The organism is Paenarthrobacter sp. YIM B13468, assembly GCF_042788025.1.
In the GTDB taxonomy this organism is placed as follows: Bacteria; Actinomycetota; Actinomycetes; order Actinomycetales; family Micrococcaceae; genus Arthrobacter; species Arthrobacter aromaticivorans.
The window spans coordinates 138,071-155,310 of record NZ_JBHZPI010000011.1; the positions used below are offsets into that span (position 1 = coordinate 138,071).

The following is a 17,240-nucleotide window of genomic DNA, read 5'->3' on the forward strand; positions in this document are numbered from 1 at the left end:
ATGCCAACTACCTATGCCAATGAAACAGCGCTAGCTCTGAGAGCCTCAAAGGTCATGCCCGGAGGCAACACCAGATCGACGGTACATGTCCCTCCCCATCCCCCATATGCCGCCTCGGGGCAGGGCGCTGTGGTGGTCGATGAAAACGGACATTCCGTTATCGACTGCAACAACAACTACACTTCAATGATTCACGGGCATGCCAACGCTGAGATTCTCGACGCTGCTTTCGGCGCAGCCCGCCAGGGTACGGCCTTCGGCTTGCCCACCCGGTACGAAGTGGACATGGCCGAATGTCTGGCAGAACGGACCGGGATCCAGCAATGGCGCTTCTGCAATTCCGGAACAGAAGCCGTACTCATGATGCTGCGCGCAGCCAGAGCCTATACAGGCCGGGACTTCATCATCCGATTCGAAGGCAGCTACCACGGCACCGGCGACGAAGTCTCCGATCAACGCTCCCCCGGACTTCCCGCATCAAGCCGTCAGTCCGTCATCGTGCTTCCCCAAGGAGATCTTCAGGCACTGACTGACACGATGATCCGCGTGGGAGACAAGACGGCTGCCATCCTGATCGACCTGATGCCCAACCGGGCAGGGCTGAGTCCGGCCGAGCCTGAATTTGTCAACGAACTCCGCAAGCTTGCTGATCAGCACGGCGCCCTCCTGGCCATTGACGAGGTCATCAGCCTCCGGCTCCACTGGGGAGGTTTCCACAAACACTATGGCGTGGAACCGGACTTGATATCAGCGGGCAAGATCATTGGCGGAGGCTTCCCCGCTGGAGCCATCGGCGGCAGTTCCGAGATCCTGAAAAGCTTCCGGCCAGGCGGCGGACGAAGTGTCATGTGGGGTGGCACCTTCACGGCAAACCCCGTCACCATGGCAGCTGGCCTCACTTCGATGCAACTTTATGACGAAGCTTCCGTGGTGGCTTTGAACGCTGCCGGGGATCGTCTCCGCGCACAGCTCCAGTCCGCAGGCCTACCCGTCAACGGCATGGGCTCCCTGCTACGGATCCAGACATCCGACATGCAATCCCTGTGGTGGAAGCTCTACAACCAAGGCGTACTCGCAGGAACCAACGGACTCCTGGCCCTCTCAACCGCAATGTCCGAGGAACACATATCAAGGATCCGCAGCGCCATTATCGCGTCCACGAGCGCATGATTTGTGCCCACCAGCGTTGTGCTTAGTCGACTTTCTGGCCAAGGGTGGAAGTCGGAGCCTGTCGATGTACAACAGTCGGCGATGGGACCGTTCCTTGCAATTGTGTTGTCGGTCAAGCAAGTTGACCCATCACGCAAACTGGTATTGCCCTCTGAAGGCATGCCTTCGTCTCTTTCGACAGTCCGCCGTTCGAGCCCACTTGCCCAAGTCGATAATGCCCTCACTAGAGGAGTCCTTGCCATGCTCGCACGAAGTCGATCTTGGAAAAGGGAGCCTTCGCAGGGAGAGGCTTCAGCAAGGACACCGTCGGCAGCAGGTGCTTACAGCAGACCAGCTGCCGGGAACGATGTGCATGGATCTAACTCGAGGAAGGTCCGCTACTAATCTCCACGCTGGTGGGCACCGACGTAAAGGAGCTGAAAATCGGACAGCCCCTCACCCTTGATTTCGGGGCTTACGGGTCTGGACGGCATACCCATGCCCGTGTTTCGATCCGTCAATGCGGTAGCGAAGTCTCAGCAGAGCTAATCAGCCGGACGACGAGGGGCCACCGGATTCATTAGATTCCAAAAAGGGGAATTCCCCAGCAATACTCGAGGCGCTGGCAACAAGGTGAACGCCCTATAACCCCACGAGGAACCGCATCCGCTGGTCACTGGAGTGGCGCCGGATGCGGTTTCGATGGCCACACCAATGAGTAGCCTCACTCAGCTTCGCCACATTAACGCCGGCGGCTGCTTGCATGAGAGGAATTTTGGCTACCCATTTAGGCCAAAAGCACTTTAACTTCTCGAGTCGTGAACGCTCCCCCAAACAGCGGCGAGTCTGCTTCGATGAAACACAGCGCCTCGGTGGCGTGAACATCCCCAATCATGTCCCGCACGACGTTGACCTGTATAAGGAGACGATCAACCAACTTTGTGGAATCACGCCGCCAACGAGAAGCTTCGTTGCACGGACCCTCTGCCATACACAAACATTCAGGATCAATCGATTAGGACCGGTGTGCCTGCTCTGATAGGACAATCAAGTCATAGTGGGACTCGAAATGGTCGTCCCCTGAAACTAGGCGACGTATGGGCCCTTATCGGCAAACTGGTCGGCTTCGACGTGCACACCCCGACAAGCGTGTGAACTCCAAATGCTCGGCGGCCCTGATCGGCGCCGGAACCCCCATTAATCTTAGTTGGATGTCGACGACACCAAAGAGGCCTCCCCAAAGCACCCGGTCGCCAATGCCGGCTGGACTCTCACGTCGCTGCGGCCCTGCAGATGATGCGATTGCGAACGGGCGTCACAGTCGCTCTGGCCTTTACACGCGATGAGTAGTGTAGGCCGACCGAAATGGCTGTGATCAGGCTCAATCAAGAAGTTTTAAGTGTTGACAATGTCCACACCCCGTTGGCCTACGAAGCTCTCCTGAGTCAAGCCTCTTGACTCAAGCAACGAGCCAAAACAAAGGACTTTGAGGCAGGATCGCCAAGTCAATTGCAGTCAGTCCCGGCGCCCATGAATAGGTGTAAGACAACCCCGACCTACCAAACGAACCAAGAGAGGAACGCATAACCCCAGTTCAGAGCGAGCGGAGGGCCCACCAGCCAAGACCTTGAACCCGGTCCCCACAACCAATCAGGCGACCCGCGGCGCCAGGCACACCCCGCGGCCAGTGTCAGGGGACCTGACCACCTAATTTCTACACACTTAAACGCAAAAACCCCTCTGACGAGGGGTCATGCCGTGCCCGAGGTGGGACTCGAACGCGATTTCCAGGCCTTGCAAACACTGGAAAGTAGCGGAAACATACGGAATCCGGGCCAGTCCGACGGCTGTACGGGGCGGTCCGGAGCCAACGGTGTGCACATTGTGCACACCCTCTTTTGCCCATGCGGGCGGCTTCCCGGATAGGGTTGGCAGCGGAAACCCGGTACCCACCGCGACGACCCAATAAGCACCCGTCGAAGGCCGCCAGAGCCGGCAAATGCTGAACAGGACGCCTTCATCAGATTCCCTCCTTTCAGAGATCCATGGTCACGGGATCCAGAGGCAACATGACCAGGGACCAGATGAGTCGAACGATCAGTACCGGGCTTCAGGCGCAGCCTTGCGATTCTGCCTTGAGGCTACGATCCGGGGATGTCAACCCCTACTTCCTCGCGATGGTGTTGTTAAGCCCGCTTGAACAGTAGTTGAGGACGGAAATGAAGATGAATTGGGTCCCTATTCGTGACCCGAGGCGCAGCGGGCGTCCCGAAAAGTCGCCACTGCCCCGGCAGGGCCTCCCGTAGTTGAGGGGCATGCCGAGCGGGCTTGGGCCAGGATCGCGGCAGGTGGGTTGTCAGCAATTGTGGGGCCACGCTGGGCAACCGCCCAAGAATTCAAAATCCCCGTGCCTTTAATGGGCAACTCAGCGAGCAAATGCTCGGCGCCGGCATCATCGCCGGCTGGAACATCAACACTGCCTACAAAGGCCACCTCGACATGCCCTAATAGATGATTAGGAAACCCCCAAATGCCGAGAAGCGATGAAGGGCGAAACGCATCTTCGGAACGGGGCTGCCCACCGGCCCTCACCGTCCAGCGCCCTGAATTCAAGTATCGAGTTGACAGAACGCCGGTTGTGGTGTTGAAACGACGGGAGTAGAAGTAGCTGCGACAACTCCCGTTCCGTGACCTATCCGACGTGTCCTCAGGTCAGCCCTGCTTTGCTACAGATGCGGGTATCCCTGCAGGACAGCGGGCGCGGAAGCGCATCCTTCGTGCGCAAGGGACCTTGCGAATCTGGGCCTTGAGGAACTGGCTGCAGATGAGCGGAGAGCCGGACTCGGTGCGGCGCCGCCCGGCCGCTGGTCCGAGATTTTGATTGAGGCTCATCCTGAGGCAGAACCTCACTCCCGACAGAATTCGGGCCCTTCAGGTATGATGACTATCAAATCAGGAGTTAGTTAGTTAGATCAGTGATTGAGTCGACCCCGGAAGGCGGTGGGACAATGCGCAGCCGAAGCAGCTTTGACGGAATGAAATGCAACGTCGCCCATGCTCTCGATGCCATCGGTGACGAATGGAGCGTGCTGATCATCCGGGACGCCGTCTTCAGGGGTAAGAGCCGCTACGACGAATTCCTTGAAAGTCTTTCCATCTCGCCTACGGTCTTGTCTAAGAGGCTGGCCACTCTGGTGGACTCGGGCATTTTCGAGCGCTCCCTTTACAACGAAAAGCCGCCGCGGTTCGAGTACAAGCTGACCTCCGCCGGCAAGGAGCTCGAGGTGCTGATCAAGGTTTTGGATAACTGGGGATACGAACACGCCCCCAGGCCCGAGGCCGCTGACCCCATCGCGGTCTCAGGCTATGCCCGGAGCGTCATTTCCCGGTGGTTCAGCGAGCCTGTAGCCGCAGTATCAGGCGCCTCCCGCCGGTAGCCGGCGCACCGCACCCGAACAGCATCTGCGGTTGGACATTGCAGAACGAAAAAACAGGCACAGGAGAGCATAAACGACTCGTCGAGCGGCGGAACCCGCCATCGGCACAGCCTGCCGACAATGAGCTACCTCGCTGCCTGTAGACAATTACCGGCAGAGAGCTGGCGCCTCTGCCCATGCGCGAACAGCTGAAGATGACACTGGGCGAGGCGGCAGCGGGCAAGGTCGGCTTCACTTGCTACTCCTATGAATCCCACCCCCATCGGCGCCGTTCACAGCAGTCCGGTCTGCACCTTGCTGGACTCGTCCTTCGGCTGTGCAGACCACATCACAATGCCGGGGCTACACCTCCGTCTGGTTCAAGGTACTAACGCGCCCCGTGGGTGTGGGCAGTGGCGTGCTGACATGTGCCGACATCCAAGCCGGGAAGCGGTGACCTCCGCTCAGAGCATCGGGAGCGATGCCGGCGGAAAACTCGTTGCCCCTGCGCCGCTCCCCCTTGGTCTTCCACTCCGCTAAGCACCAAAAGCCAACCTACGGGATGGTGAACCCGAACCGTTGACAGCCGCGCTGCCACGGAATACTATTACATGCATCACCAGTTACTACTGAAAATGTAGTGACCATTCGAGCTTCTACCGAGATGCAGCCACGGCCATCTGTTTGGTGTCGCCCGAGCGTTCCCAATCACGATATTCGGCGGCAGTGGCGCCCTCAAGGCCATGTTCCCGTCAACTGTAAATTGGCCAGACGTTCCACCGTCGAAGCTATTCAAGCTGCACAACTACAAAGGAAAACTTTATGCCCATATTCCACGCATATATTCCCGCTCAAAAATTCTCAAGCGAGGAGAAGCGAGCTCTCGCCGATGCCTTGAATCTTGCACTTCACGAAGCGATGGAAACGCCCATGGATGATCGCTTTGTTATCATCAGCGAGCATCGCGAGGATGAGCTCTTCATCCACCCGACGTTCCCGGCCCAAGAAAGATCCGACCGGAGCCTGATCGTGACCGTAACCTTCGGCGACAGTAGGACGACCGAGCAGAAGCGCAGGCTCGCCGAGTTAGTCACGCGCTATTCAGTGGAACGGGTCGGTGTCAACCAAGACGATATAACTTTGCTTATGTATGCCATTCCGCTGGAGAACATGAGCTTCGGCGGCGGTAGCCTGGTTTCTGATATCGACCTTTCGATGCCTTGGGTGGATAAGTAGAAAAGTTCGCGGATATGGCGGCAAGGGCGTCGTTAATCTGGTGCAGGCCGGCGGGATGCGGCCGGCGGCTCCGCCGCCGACGTATCGCCAGGGCCTGCGAAGGCTTCTGCCGCGCAGCAACGCGCTATCGAGGATGTTGTCGCTCGGTGGCGTGTGGGGCGCCGTTGCCACCGCGCCGCGCCTCCCGCGGTCTTCCACTCCGTTAGCTACCAAGTACCAACCTGCGGGATGTGCAACCATTGACAGCCGCGCTGCGACGAAATAACGTGGCACGCATCACCATTGACTACTGAAAACGTAGTGACTATTCGAATAGCTATCGAACTGAAGCCAAAGCGATCTGCCCGGCACCCCCAAGCATTTCCAACCTGAAAGGAAAACATGTCTTCTCTGTACGTTGCCGCCCCCGTGCGTTGCGTCGACGTTGACGGCACACAGCTGGCATACCGCGAATTCGGAGACCAGTCGGGCGTTCCGCTGGTCTTATTCAGCCGGTTCCGCGGAAGCATCGACGACTGGGATCCTGCTGTCATCGAACTGCTCTCCCGGGAGCGCCACGTGGTCACCTTCGACAACGCCGGTGTGGGATTCAGCGACGGTGAGGTTGGGGCCAGCATTACCGAGATGGCCAAGACCGCCGTCAAGTTCATCAAGACGCTTGGTACTAAGAAGGCCGACTTGCTGGGCTTCTCAATGGGCGGGTACATCGCCCAGCGGATCGCCCTGACCGAGCCGGAGCTGGTCCGGAACGTCATCCTCGTAGGTACCGGACCTGGCGGCGGCGACGGAGCCACCTACCCCGGGGCGGACGTCGAACACTGGGTGAATTCAGTACGTGACCCGGAACTCACGTTCCAGGCCTTGTGGTTCAACAAAAAGCCGACCGGCATTGCGGCAACCCGCGCCTACTTGGAACGCATATACACCCCCGAGCGTCCGGAACGCGCCAACGTCACTGCCGAGGCCGGTGCGAAACTACGCGCAGCCATCGTTGACTGGTGGGAAGGCAACGGTTCCACCTTGCCGGAGCTGGAAAACATCCAGCACCCGGTCCTGGTCGTCAACGGTTCCAACGACGTCATGGTACCCACCCCGAACTCCTTCCTAATGGCCCAGCGCATTCCCAATGCCCAACTGATCATCTACCCCGACTCCGGACACGCCTCACTGTTCCAGTACCCGGAAACCTTCAGCGAACATGTCCTAAAGTTTCTCCGGGACCAGGAAAACGGCGGCTTAACGTGACCCGATCCCCTTGGACATGTCGGGGAGAACATTCTTCGTCACCGGATCGGACGCTGGGAATGGGAATGACCCTCGCCAAGGGCTTTCACGCCTGCGGCGCCCGCACGGTCATCTCCCAACATCCAGCAGGACCTTGACTCCGCGGTCGGGGAACTAGGCAGTGAAGACACTGCCGCCGAAGGCATCAAACTTTGACCTTTGGGGTACAGGACACTTTGGACCTGATAGGTGGATTCCTTCCTGGAATGGCGACCAACGGCAGCGGCAGCATCGTAGTCACCTCCAAGGTGGCCTCCATTGAAGCCACACGCTGTTGGGAGCGTAGGGGCAGGTAAGGCCGCCCCGCTGTTCCGTGCACCAGCAAAAGCCTACATCCCCGGCACCACCACCCTGATGGTCGACGGCGGTCGCCGCGTCATCTCGGACCCCGACCGGCCGCCCGGTCGAAACCCTTCCATCACTTTCCTCCATTAGACAGGACTGGAATTCAATGGAGACTTCCACCTCACTTACAACATCCAGCGCCAATGGATATCCAGCCTTCGCGAGCGGCCACAAGTCCGCTCCAATCCCCCAACGACGACAGGAACTCTCTGTGCCGATGCACTCACTGGACCAGGGGGCCGTTGCGTCCGGCAGCCCCTTTGAACTCCGCGGCAAGCGCGCCGTGATCACCGGAGCAACCTCCGGCATGGGACTTGCAATCGCGCGAGCCTTTGCGTTGCACGGGGCAGACACCATCATCTCGAGCTTCGACCCCGCAGATGTTCGAAGCACAGTCGATACGCTGGCCAGCGACGGTATCGAGGTCTCGGGCACCACATGCGACCTCTCAAGTCCGGATAACGTGCGCTCGTTCCCAGCCGCCGTGACCAACGAATTCGGGCCCATCGACATCCTGATTGCCCATGCCACGCCATTTGCGCCAATGGGCCCAATCGAACAAACTACCCGCGAAGAACTTGACCGCCTCTTCAGCGGCGTCCTCAACAACTTCGAGCTGATGCGCGGCTTCCTGCCGATGATGTCGAACAACGGCGGCGGTTCCATCGTCACCACTTCAAGCATTGCCTCAGTCCGCGCCAGCATTTCGCTCGGCGCATACGGCGCAGGCAAAGCGGCCACGGACGCCTTCGTACGAAGCATTGCCGCGGAGTGGGGCAGTCGCGGCATCCGAATCAACAGCATCGCCCCCTCGATCGTGCGCACACCATTCGCCGCTCCCGTCTGGGACGACGACGAACGCGGCGCCGTGGCAGCAGGCAAGACCGCCCTCGGGCGCATCGCAGAACCGGAAGAGGTTGTCGGTGCTGTCATGCTGTTCGCCTCGCCGGCCGGCTCCTACATCACCGGTCAAACACTCGTGATCGACGGCGGCCGTTCCATCCTCTAAGGGAACCGCAGTGCACCTCACCCACCAGTTAGACGTTCCCTCACACACATCTACAGGGTCAATGTTGATCCAAGAAAGGCCGATCGTGACTACCTCTGATCCAGCCTCGCCAATCGTGGCTACCGCTAATACAAATTCCGAGAAGAAGAACATTCAGGGCTTCCTCGACTCGCAACCCGTCGGAAGAAGACGCTGGGCCATCGTTGTCCTGGCGTTCCTGGTGATCACACTCGACGGCATCGACGTCCAGGCGTGGAGTTTCGTCTATCCGCAGATTGTGGCCAAGTGGGGGACGCCGCTTCCCGCGATTACCGCAGTGGTTACCTTTGGTGTAGTGGGTATGGCCATTGGTGCGATTCTCGGCGGTCCCCTCGCCGACCGCTTCGGACGACGGACAATCATCTTGGTGGGGACCGCATGGTTCACAGTCTTCACGCTTCTCGGTGCCGCATCGCAGACTGTTGAGATGGTTGGCGCAGCCCGCTTGTTGGCCTGCCTGGGCCTCGGCGCCGTCCTGCCTACAATCGTCACTCTGGTCGCCGAGTTTATGCCGGCCGCGCGACGTTCCACTCTCATCACCATCGCCTTCTCCGGATTCACCTTCGGTGTGATCCTGTGCGGCTACTTGGCAGCTGCAATCGTTCCGACCCTCGGGTGGCAGGCGCTCCTGGTCACTGCCGGGATACTCTCGCTCGCGATCATCCCCGTCCTCGCGTGGAAGATTCCGGAGTCGCTTACCTTCCTGGCGCTCAAGGAACACTCCCCCGAGACGGTCAAGCGCACTCTCCAGGCAATTTCGCCTTCCGCTGACGTTGAGAACATTGACCTCGGCATCGATCGCACCGAGCCTGTAAGGGCGGGCGGCGTCCGAGTCGTGCTCTCCAAGCAGTTCCTGGCTTCGAGCATCCTGCTATGGGTCTGCTATTTCATTGGACTTTCGGTTACCTACCTTCTCGTCAACTACTTGCCCCTAATTATCAAAGCCTACGGGCTGACCGCCGCTGACGCGGGGGTGATCGTCGCAATGTACGGCTGGGGCGGCACGGTCGGCTCGCTGCTCGTCGGTTTCGCCATGGGCAAGCTCGGCAGTTTCCGAGTGCTCGGTGTCATGTTTAGCCTCGGTTCCCTCTCAATCTGGGCTGTCGCGGCGTTCACACTCGGGTTGTCTGGCCTCTTGGTGGCCGCCTTCGCGTGGGGACTCTTCCTCCCAGCGACGAACACGGGCGTCAACGCGCTTGCCGCGCTTGTCTACCCAACAAGGGCCCGAGGTACGGGCGTTTCGTGGATGCACGGCTTCGGTCGCATCGGCACCATTGTCAGCGGCATTGTCGGCGGCGTCATGCTCACCTTCGGCTGGAGCACCGGGCAGATCTTCTTCGCAATCGGCTTCCCGCTCCTCATAGGAACGATCGCAATGATCCTGCTCGGGGTCGCGTCACGTCGCCGGGAGGCGCGCGCGCTGGCCGACAACACCCTCAACTAAATCGCGTCGATAAGGAAATTACACCATGAACGAGACAACCGATCGCTTCCGCCTTGACGGCGACGTCGTCGTCGTCACAGGCGGCGGGAGCGGCATCGGCAAAACGTTGGCCGCGGCATATGCCGGTGTCGGCGCGACCGTCATCATCACCGACGCCAACGAGGAAGCCGCCGAATCGGCCGCCGCCGAAGTCGGTCATGGCGCAACTGCGGTCGCTATCGATGTCACGAACGAGGCATCCGTAACCAACGGTTTCGCTCGGATCGCCGACGAGCACGGCAAACTCGACGTGCTCTTCAACAACGCCGGCGTCAACCGGCGCGTGAAGACCACTGAGCTCACCATGGCGGACTGGCAGTTGGTGATCGCGGTGAACATGACTGGATCGATGCTCGCCGCCCGAGCCGCCGCCGCGATTATGTTCACCGGTGGCGGTGGCAGGATCGTCAATACTGCCTCGGCGCTGGGGCTGTCTGGCGGGTGGTACCCGAACCTGGCTTACCAGGCCGCCAAGGGTGCTGTCGTGAACATGACGCGGTCGCTGGCGGTTGAATGGGGGCCGCAGAACGTCCGCGTCAACGCTATCGCGCCGTCCCTGGTGCGCACACCGTTCATCAAAGCACTAACGGATCAACCGGACCAGGTGAAGTTCTTCGAAGGACTCTCTCCGCTCGGGCGCATCGGTGATGTCGAGGACATGATCGGGCCCGTGATTTTCCTGTCATCGCGCGCCTCCGATTTTGTGACCGGACACATCCTGCTCGTAGACGGCGGCCTGATGGCCTCGTAGTGATGGTGGTCGTAGCGGGAAGGCCGATTCCCTCAGCGTTGGGCCGTCGAACATTACAGACAGAGCATCGGTACGATTGCGGCGTCTTCTTGAGGAGCGATATGACTAGGCTCGAAGACTTGTGTTGGAGGCATCACCCAGGTGCTCTTTTACAACATTGAGTTAGGACCCCCTGATAGGGACGGAACAACAATGCATGGCGACTCTGTCCTATGAAGTCTTGGTGCTGGAGGGCGCTCCGGACGCCAGGGAGCAGCGACTTGCCAGCGGCGAAGCGATAGTTTCCTCACCCTTGGCGATCACTTTTATTTCCGGGGCCCCTGCGAATGAACACAGGGTCCGTTTGGTACGGAGCAGTAGGACTTCTGAGCCGCAAACGTTAGAACTAGTTTTTAAAAACTCCCTACATAGATTCCCCAATCCAACAATTGCACTGCTAATGACAAAGGAGTCAGCCATGTCCAATGGCCAGGACCAAACTCTTCGGTCGAAAACCGAGGACAAATACACGATCGAACGGGTCGGCTTTCGTGCCGACGGCAACGTTGAGCTTCGGGGCAACCTTTATATTCCCACCACTGGTGATGGCCCGTATCCGGCACTGACGTTGGGTATGGGGTATGGCGGGGTCAAGGAGCAGGGCGCCCTCCCCTATGCTGAAGCCTTTGCCAGCGCCGGTTTCGTTGTGCTCTTCCACGATCACCGGGGATTCGGGGAAAGCGGTGGAATACCCCGTCAGGACATCAATCCCTGGCGGCAAATCGAGGATTGGCGCAGGGCCATCACCTTCCTCGAATCGCGGCCGGAAGCGGATCCGGAACGGATCGGTCTGTGGGGCTCAAGCTATGCAGGGGGCCATGCCTTCGTCCTCGGCGCAACCGAGCCCCGGCTGAAGGCGATCGTCTCGCAAGTGCCTACCATCAGCGGCTATCAGCAAGGGCTCCGGCGGGTGACCCCGGAAAAACGGGCAGCATTGGAGGCCTCGTTCGCGGCCGATGACCAGGCACAACTCGCAGGCGAGGAACCGCACCGTATTGCCTTGGTCTCCGACGGGTCCGTCCCGGCAAGCTACACCGATCCGGAAGCCGTATCGTTCTACCTGCAGCCAATCCCTGACGGGCTCTGGGAGAACAACGTCACGGTACGCTCAACAAGAGCGGCCCGGGCATACGAGCCTGGGATCTATATCGAACGCGTCTCACCGACACCTCTTCTGATGATCGTCGGGGACAACGATCGCGTGACCCCCACTGACTTGGCACTGCAGGCCTACCAGCGTGCCCTCGAGCCCAAAGAGCTGCTGCTCTTCCCGGGAGGACACTTTGACGCCTACCTCGGGGAATTCGCAGCAACCTCGGGTGCAGCCCTGCAATGGTTCACCCGACACCTAATGCACGACAAGTCGAGCAAGGAGAACTGCTCGGCATGACTGAAGGATCCGGACGCTACATTGGCTTGATCCGCTACAACCCGGTACAGGCTGTCTGTTGCGCCCGGAACCCTAGGTCTCAACCGTCAAGCTTTGTACACACTTAAACGCAAAAACGCCTCTGACGAGGGGTTATGCCGTGCCCGAGGTGGGACTCGAACCGGACTCCAGCCCCGCCAATGCTGAGAACTCCCGCAAACGTCCCCAATCCGGCCCAGTCAGACCGATATAGGACCCGATCCGAAGCCCAAGGTCTGCACAGTGTGCACAGCTTTCTTTTGCCCATTTCGCTGCCCCGTTCGCCGACTCGGGCGACCGCACGGGGCTGGAGGTCATCATTGCCTGATCGAGCAAGAATCCGTGACGTTATCCTCTAGCACTCCGCATGCCGGCTTGTCCGCTACGGGAAAGACATCCCAGAGTAGCGACTGCACTAAGGCAACACGAGGATGAGCCGGCTCAGGCCAGTACGACAAATCGTCCGTTATCGGCGCATAAAGTACGGGAGCAGAAGGAGATGATTGTGGTTCCGTCCGTGGCAACCGTCAGGGGGAAAAATCGCGTAGAACAGGGCACGAGGACCTCAAGTAGCCGTCATGCTCCGTAGCTCCAGGACACCCGGAGGCTGCCCTTTGTGCATTTCCAGTACCATCTCACCAAGCTGCCTGGACTCTGCTGCTAGTCCTTCAACGCCCCGTCACACAGGCGGGCAACGACCTCGGTGAGCATGGTCAGCCCGGCGACGATGTCCTCATCCGTGGTGTATTCGTGCTCGTTGTGGGAGATGCCGTCAACGCTGGGCACGAACAACATGACCGTTGGAACGAGGTCCTTCATGTTGGTGGAATCGTGCCCGGCGAGGGTCATGACCTCCTTGTTGGACAACCCCAGGTCGGCGGCGACCTTGGCTGCGAGTTCCACACCTTCGGGCTGGTAAGGCGTGACGGCCCAGGAGTGTGAGTGGTTCTTTTCCACCGAGACGTTGGCCAAGCGTTCAATCTCCGTGATGCGGGCGTGCAACAGTGCGTCGGCCTCGGCCAGGACCGCTTCATCGGCGCTGCGCAGGTCCAGGAGCAGGTTCACCCGGGACGGGACCACAACGGGCGAGTTCGGGTAGACGTTGAGCTGGCCCACCGAAGTGTGGAGCACACCGGAGAAGCGGTCGGCGATTTCGCGTGCCGCAACTACCATCATCGATGCCCCGAGCAGGGCGTCCTTGCGGTCCGCGATCACAGTGGAACCCGTATGTGCCTGCTCGCCGTGAACCACGAACTCGTATTTGTTCGCTGCCCAGTTGGAACTGACCAGCCCAATGGTGACGCCTTCGCGCTCCATGCTGCGGCCCTGCTCGATGTGGATCTCGGCGCAGTATGCAGCCTCCGGCCCCTCAAACGTTCCGCGGCAATCGATCGCGTCCAGAGCGTCACGGACAGTGATCCCGGCAGCGTCCTTGGTGTTAAGCGCATCCTCCAGGTCCAGCTTCCCCGTGTACACGGACGATCCCATCATGGACGGCTTGAAGCGACTGCCTTCCTCGTTGAACCAGTTGACGACGGCGAGGTTGAACTTGGGTGCCGTGGCGCCGGCTTCCCAGCGCGCTACCAGGCGGAACGCGGCGTGGGCAGCCGCGAGGACGCCATACGCGCCGTCGTAACGGCCCGCCGTCGGCTGTGAGTCCATGTGCGAACCGACCACCACGAAGGGCGCACCGGGCACGGCTTCGTAGAGGCCCCACTGGTTGCCGGCGTGGTCGAACTTCACCGTGAAGCCGTGCTCCTCCAGGAGGCCTGCTAGCCAGCGGCGCTGTTCGCCGTCGGGAATCGTTGCCGCTTGGCGGTCCACCCCGCCGTTCTCGGTGGCACCGAAGGCGCTCATGGTCCGGAAGTCCTGGACGAACGCGGTGTCCTGCGTGGTGAAACTTGTGGTTGTTGTCATGGTCTCCCCTATGAGCTCTCTGGCGCTGAAACACGGCCCGCTGAAACAGGGGCCGCGAACGGACTTTCCAGGGAAAGTGCCGCGTGGAAGTCGGTTGATTGGTAGGTGAAGCGGCCTCCGACGGCGGTGGCCAGGACGTGCAGTTCGCTGATGGCCGGTGCCGTCAACGGTGAGGCGGAAAGGACCGTAAAGTCAGCCAGTTTGCCCGGTTCCAGGGTGCCCTTCTCGCCCAGGGACCCTGTGGCTGCTGCGGCTCCGGACGTGTAGGCGGCGAGGGCCTGCTGCGGGGTGAGGCGTTCCGCGGGGTTTCCAAAGACAGCACCGGATTCCGTCCGGCGGTCCACGAACGCCTGCATGCCGCGAAGAACGTTTCCGTCGGCGACGGGCCGGTCGGAGCTGCCTGCCACCACAACTCCGGCTTCGAGGAAACTGGCTGCCCGGTACGCCCATGGCAGGCGGTCGGGTCCGAGGGAGGCGGTCATGCCGTCCCCGCCGTCGCGGAAGAAACTGGCCTGCGGCGTCACCGCGATGCCGGATTCGGCGAGCTTGGCCAGCTGCTCCGGGCGTGTCATGGAGGCATGCTCGATCCTGTTGGGGACCCGGCGGGGCCCATACGCAGCCTGGCAATCCGTAATGATGTCCACGGCGAGGTCCACGGCCCGGTCGCCGATGGCGTGGGCGGCGATGGACCACCCGGCGGCGTAGGCGGCCTCGATGCTTTCCCGCAGCTGGGCTGGATCCGCTTGAAAGTAGCCCGTGTTGCCGCGGTTGTCCTTGTGGCCATGACTGCAGAACTCGTGGCTCACGGCTGCAGTTTCGCCCAAGAGCGAGCCATCGAGGAAAACCTTGGCCGGTCCCAGGGACAGGAACTCGTTCCCGAATCCGCTGGCGATACCAAGATCCAGTCCAGCTGGAGCGGCGCCGGGGCTGTCCGAGGAATGACCGCCAAGGCCATGCAGCACGTCCAGCACCGGCATCACCTGAGCCCGCGCGTGCAGCCGGCCGTTGGCGGCAGCGTTCTGGTAGGCAGCGAGCTCTGCCGGACTGTGACCGATCCACCCGCCGCCCACCCCGGCTTCGGTGAAACTCGTGATGCCCTCCGAGGCGTAGTACAGCGTGGCCCGTTCAAGGGCGGCCTCAATGTCAGACAACGAATACGGCAGGATCAGCTGCTGGATCAGTTCCTGGGCCGTCTCCTGGACAAGTCCCGTGGGACGTCCCGCTGCGTCGCGGACGATCGCTCCGCCGTCGGGATCCGGGAACGACGGCGACTCGGCACCTGCCATCCGCAGCGCGGCTGTGTTGACAATGGCCATGTGCCCGGAGTTGTGGCGCATGAACAGCGGCCGCTCCCCCGTGATGCGGTCCAGTTCTGCGATGTCCGGAAAGGACCCGCCGTGCTGTGTCTGGCTGAAACCGGTAGCGAAGAGCCATCCCTCGTCGTCAGCCCCGGCTTCAGAAACAGCGCCCCGAAGCAACTCGTAGAGTTCCTCCAGACCGCGAGCACAGGAGACGTCCAGTTCCGCCAAGCCCAGCCCGAACCAGGTGGTGTGGCAGTGGGCGTCGATGAAGCCGGGAGTGACGGTGGCGCCGCCAAGATCTAGTACCTGAACGGCATCCAGGCCGTCCAGATCGTCGTCCAGGCCCACGATGCGGCCCTGCCAGATGCCCAGCGAACCGGCCACCGGGCGGGCCGGATCCATGGTGATGATGTCTGCGTTCCGCAGGAGGAGGTCGAGTTTCATGTCAGGTTCTAGCGGTGGGAAGTGGTGACGGACTTGATGCGTGTGTAGTCCTCGAGTCCGTAGACGGAGAGGTCCTTGCCGGTGCCCGAGTGTTTGAAGCCGCCGTGCGGTGCTTCAGCCGGGATCACTTGGTGGCAGTTGATCCACACGGCGCCGAAGTCGAGCTCATTGGAAACGCGGGTCACCACGCCGTGGTTCTCGGACCACACGCTGGAGGCGAGGGCGTACTTGGTGCCATTGGCCAGCTCGATCGCTTCGTCCTCGCTTGCGAACGGCTGGACCGTCAGTACGGGACCGAAGATTTCGTCGCACACCACTTCGTCTGTTTGGAACACGCCGTCGACGACGGTCGGCTCAAAGTGGAAACCCGTTCCGGTGCGCTTGCCGCCGGACAGGACGCGGGCGTTGGCGGGCAGGCGGGACATGAACCCCTCCACTCGCTCCAACTGGGCGGCACTGTTGAGTGGGCCAAGATCAGCCTCGTCGCCCCCTACCTTCAGGGCGGAAGCGGCCGCTGCCAGGGCCGCCGCGAACTCCGTGTGGATGTCCTGGTGGACCAGCACGCGGGTCACCGCCGTGCAGTCCTGGCCGGCATTGAAGAAGGCAGCCAGGGCGATTTCGCCAGCGGTTCGCTGGACATCGACGTCGGCAAACACCACTGCGGGGGCCTTACCTCCAAGCTCCAGGTGGACGTCCTTGAGGGTCTTGGCCGCAGCGGACATGACCTGCGCACCCGCACGGGTGGAACCGGTGATGGAGACCATCTCCGGGATGTCGTGCTCCACCATCGCAGCGCCGGCTTCGCGGCCGCCGCAGACGATGTTCACCACGCCCGCCGGGTAGACCTGCTGGGCAAGTTCGCCCAGCACCACGGTGGACCAGGGGGTGGTGTCGGCAGGCTTTAGAACCAGAGTGTTCCCCGCGGCGAGGGCTGGACCGATCTTCCAGATGGCCATCATGAACGGATAGTTCCACGGCGTGATCTGGGCGACCACGCCAATGGGTTCGCGCCGGATGGTGGAAGAGAAACCTTCCACGTACTCCGTCTGGGCAGTGCCGGAAACCACCCGGCACGCTCCGGCGAAGAAGCGCAACTGGTCGGCGCCGCGCAGGATTTCCAGCTCTTTGGTAAGGGCGGAAGGTTTGCCGGTGCAGGCCACCTCAGCCTCGAGCAGACGGTCAACATTGGCCTCAATGAGGTCGGCCAGCTGCAACAACAGCGACTGGCGCGTCCCCGGCGTCGTGCGTTTGTACGTCTTGAACGCTGCGGCAGCGGCCTGAAAAGCGGCGTCGACGGCGGCAGCGTCACTGTCCGGGGCGGTGCCGATTTGCTGGCCCGTGGCGGGGTCGAAGAACGGCAGGCAGGCCGCGGCGTCCACGGACTCGCCGTTAATGATGTTCTGAAGCTGAATCACAGGA

At 61.0% G+C, this 17,240-nt stretch carries 12 protein-coding genes; 9 read left to right on the forward strand and 3 right to left on the reverse strand.

The genetic code is table 11. The features are described 5' to 3' along the window. Positions 1 to 54 precede the first annotated feature (54 nt). From ACFX4T_RS12470 to ACFX4T_RS12510, 9 genes are all read left to right on the forward strand, one after another. Positions 55 to 1,170, forward strand: coding sequence for an aspartate aminotransferase family protein (locus ACFX4T_RS12470; RefSeq protein WP_377652173.1), 1,116 nt, complete (start codon positions 55 to 57; stop codon positions 1,168 to 1,170). A gap of 2,987 nt (positions 1,171 to 4,157) precedes the next feature. Beyond that, the gene (locus ACFX4T_RS12475; RefSeq protein ID WP_223949034.1) at positions 4,158 to 4,586 is read left to right on the forward strand and encodes a helix-turn-helix domain-containing protein; all 429 of its coding nucleotides are present in this window, start codon (positions 4,158 to 4,160) and stop codon (positions 4,584 to 4,586) included. A gap of 801 nt (positions 4,587 to 5,387) precedes the next feature. Beyond that, positions 5,388 to 5,801 (forward strand): tautomerase family protein, encoded by a 414-nt coding sequence (locus ACFX4T_RS12480; protein ID WP_216923424.1) that lies wholly within the window; start codon positions 5,388 to 5,390, stop codon positions 5,799 to 5,801. Positions 5,802 to 6,182: 381 nt separating this feature from the next. Next, the gene (locus ACFX4T_RS12485) at positions 6,183 to 7,046 is read left to right on the forward strand and encodes an alpha/beta fold hydrolase (protein ID WP_377652152.1); all 864 of its coding nucleotides are present in this window, start codon (positions 6,183 to 6,185) and stop codon (positions 7,044 to 7,046) included. 297 nt (positions 7,047 to 7,343) lie between these two features. Beyond that, positions 7,344 to 7,520 (forward strand): hypothetical protein, encoded by a 177-nt coding sequence (locus ACFX4T_RS12490; protein WP_377652153.1) that lies wholly within the window; start codon positions 7,344 to 7,346, stop codon positions 7,518 to 7,520. A gap of 16 nt (positions 7,521 to 7,536) precedes the next feature. Beyond that, positions 7,537 to 8,439 carry an SDR family NAD(P)-dependent oxidoreductase gene (locus tag ACFX4T_RS12495; protein WP_377652154.1) on the forward strand — a complete coding sequence of 301 codons (903 nt, stop codon included), beginning with the start codon at positions 7,537 to 7,539 and terminating at the stop codon, positions 8,437 to 8,439. A gap of 85 nt (positions 8,440 to 8,524) precedes the next feature. Then, positions 8,525 to 9,922, forward strand: a complete 1,398-nt coding sequence (locus tag ACFX4T_RS12500) for an MFS transporter (RefSeq protein WP_377652155.1) — start codon at positions 8,525 to 8,527, stop codon at positions 9,920 to 9,922. Between the two features lie 25 nt (positions 9,923 to 9,947). Then, positions 9,948 to 10,712 (forward strand): SDR family NAD(P)-dependent oxidoreductase, encoded by a 765-nt coding sequence (locus ACFX4T_RS12505; protein WP_377652156.1) that lies wholly within the window; start codon positions 9,948 to 9,950, stop codon positions 10,710 to 10,712. Positions 10,713 to 11,169: 457 nt separating this feature from the next. Next, positions 11,170 to 12,141 (forward strand): alpha/beta hydrolase, encoded by a 972-nt coding sequence (locus ACFX4T_RS12510; RefSeq protein ID WP_216923414.1) that lies wholly within the window; start codon positions 11,170 to 11,172, stop codon positions 12,139 to 12,141. A gap of 678 nt (positions 12,142 to 12,819) precedes the next feature. Here the strand turns inward: ACFX4T_RS12510 and ACFX4T_RS12515 are convergent. From ACFX4T_RS12515 to ACFX4T_RS12525, 3 genes are read right to left on the reverse strand one after another with little or no spacing between them, the layout of a single operon-like run. Continuing rightward, on the reverse strand, positions 12,820 to 14,076 hold the full coding sequence (locus ACFX4T_RS12515) for a M20 family metallo-hydrolase (RefSeq protein ID WP_377652157.1): 1,257 nt from the start codon (positions 14,074 to 14,076) through the stop codon (positions 12,820 to 12,822). Positions 14,077 to 14,084: 8 nt separating this feature from the next. After that, positions 14,085 to 15,821, reverse strand: a complete 1,737-nt coding sequence (locus ACFX4T_RS12520; protein ID WP_377652158.1) for an amidohydrolase — start codon at positions 15,819 to 15,821, stop codon at positions 14,085 to 14,087. A gap of 8 nt (positions 15,822 to 15,829) precedes the next feature. After that, a complete protein-coding gene (locus tag ACFX4T_RS12525; RefSeq protein WP_377652159.1) occupies positions 15,830 to 17,236 on the reverse strand; it encodes a gamma-aminobutyraldehyde dehydrogenase in 1,407 nt (468 codons plus the stop codon). Positions 17,237 to 17,240: the final 4 nt, after the last annotated feature.

Excerpts from the sequence above, each read along its gene's own strand:
- ACFX4T_RS12485 (WP_377652152.1), top strand. The coding sequence starts at position 6,183 with ATGTCTTCTCTGTACGTTGCCGCCCCCGTGCGTTGCGTCGACGTTGAC.
- ACFX4T_RS12505 (WP_377652156.1), top strand. The coding sequence starts at position 9,948 with ATGAACGAGACAACCGATCGCTTCCGCCTTGACGGCGACGTCGTCGTC.
- ACFX4T_RS12475 (WP_223949034.1), top strand. The coding sequence starts at position 4,158 with ATGCGCAGCCGAAGCAGCTTTGACGGAATGAAATGCAACGTCGCCCAT.
- ACFX4T_RS12510 (WP_216923414.1), top strand. The coding sequence starts at position 11,170 with ATGTCCAATGGCCAGGACCAAACTCTTCGGTCGAAAACCGAGGACAAA.
- ACFX4T_RS12515 (WP_377652157.1), bottom strand. The coding sequence starts at position 14,076 with ATGACAACAACCACAAGTTTCACCACGCAGGACACCGCGTTCGTCCAG.
- ACFX4T_RS12470 (WP_377652173.1), top strand. The coding sequence starts at position 55 with ATGCCCGGAGGCAACACCAGATCGACGGTACATGTCCCTCCCCATCCC.
- ACFX4T_RS12520 (WP_377652158.1), bottom strand. The coding sequence starts at position 15,821 with ATGAAACTCGACCTCCTCCTGCGGAACGCAGACATCATCACCATGGAT.
- ACFX4T_RS12480 (WP_216923424.1), top strand. The coding sequence starts at position 5,388 with ATGCCCATATTCCACGCATATATTCCCGCTCAAAAATTCTCAAGCGAG.
- ACFX4T_RS12495 (WP_377652154.1), top strand. The coding sequence starts at position 7,537 with ATGGAGACTTCCACCTCACTTACAACATCCAGCGCCAATGGATATCCA.